The organism is Novosphingobium sp. AAP83 (genome assembly GCF_001295795.1).
Taxonomy (GTDB): domain Bacteria; phylum Pseudomonadota; class Alphaproteobacteria; order Sphingomonadales; family Sphingomonadaceae; genus Novosphingobium.
In genome coordinates, this window is the sequence record NZ_LJHY01000054.1 from 1 (window position 1) to 1630 (window position 1630).

A 1630-nucleotide genomic window follows, 5' to 3' on the forward strand; every position below is an offset into this window, starting at 1 on the left:
CGTCACACCCGTCGCAGCAACCTGAACCGTCGTCGCATCATCAATGGCGTTGAGTTGAGCAGCCGTGGCCGGACCCGTCACCGTGACCGTGTAAGCATTGCCAGCCCCGGTCAGCCCAGCAAGCGTCTCAGCATCCGTTTCCGTAATCGTCGCCGTCACAACACCTGACGTCAATGCATCAAGAGAATTGGCCGTCGCAAAAGAAATGTCGCCCGTGACGGTCAAATTGAAGTTCGTCGGATCGGTATCCAGATCGGCAAGCGCCTGCACAATCGCAGCGGCCGTTCCGTTGATCCCTGTGAGCGCAGAGCCATCGATCGTACCAGTGCCGTTCGCTGCCTCAATCGCGGTAATATCAGCCGCAGCAGCGCCACCCGTCAGCGCCGAATTGAAGTTCGTCGGATCGATATCCAGATCGGCAATCGCCTGCACAACCGCAGCGGCCGTTCCGTTGATCTCCGTGAGCGCAGCGCCACTGATCGTACCAGTGCCGTTCGCGGCTTCGATCGCCGTGATGTCAGCCGCCGCAGCGGCACCCGCCGTTAGCGACGAAGCGAAATTCGTCGGATCGGTATCGAGAGCGGCAATCGCCTGCACAACCGCAGCGGCCGTTCCGTTGATCGCCGTGAGCGCAGAGCCATTGATGGTGCCGCTTCCGTTTGCAGCCTCGATCGCCGCGATTTGAGCCGCCGTAGCTCCCCCCGACGATAGCGTCGAATTGAAGTTCGTCGGATCGGTATCCAGATCGGCAAGCGCCTGCACAATCACAGTTAGCGTGCCGTTAATTTCGGTGATCGCAGAGCCATCAATCGTGCCGCTGCCGTTTGATATCTCAATTAATCTAATGTTAGAGGCCTCAGCAACACCTGTTAACGTTGAATTGAAGTTCGCCGGATCGGTATCGAGATCGCTAACAGCCTGCACAACCGCAGCGGCCGTTCCATTGATCTCCGTGATCGCAGAGCCATTGATAGTACCAGTGCCGTTCGCGGCTTCGATCGTGGTAATATCAGTTGCCGCAGCGGCACCCGTCAGCGTTGAATTGAAATTCGTCGGATCGGTATCCAGATCGGCAATCGCCTGCACAACCGCAGCGGCTGTTCCGTTGATCTCCGTGAGCGCAGAGCCATCGATCGTGCCACTCCCGTTTGCAGCCTCGATCGCCGTGATGTCAGCCGCAGCAGCGGCACCCGCCGCTAGCGTCGAATTGAAGTTCGTCGGATCGGTATCCAGATCGGCAATCGCCTGCACAACCGCAGCGGCCGTTCCGTTGATCGCCGTGAGCGCAGAGCCATCGATCGTACCAGTGCCGTTCGCGGCTTCGATCGCCGTGATGTCCGCCGCCGCAGCGGCACCCGCCGCTAGCGTCGAATTGAAGTTCGTCGGATCGGTATCCAGATCGGCAAGCGCCTGCACAACCGCAGCGGCCGTCCCGTTGATCTCCGTGATCGCAGAGCCATTGATGGTGCCATTGCCGTTCGCGGCTTCGATCGCCGTGATGTCGGCCGCCGCAGCGGCCCCCGTCACCGTGATCGTGTAAGCATTGCCAGTCCCGCTCAACGTCGCAAGCGTCGCAGCATCCGTTTCCGTAATCGTCGCCGTCACTACACCTGACGTCAAACCATCAAGA

At 59.8% G+C, this 1630-nt stretch carries 1 protein-coding gene; it reads right to left on the reverse strand.

From position 1 onward, the window contains the following. On the reverse strand, nt 1-1630 hold a 1630-nt coding region (locus tag IP81_RS16975; RefSeq protein WP_197274688.1), incomplete at both ends, for a hypothetical protein.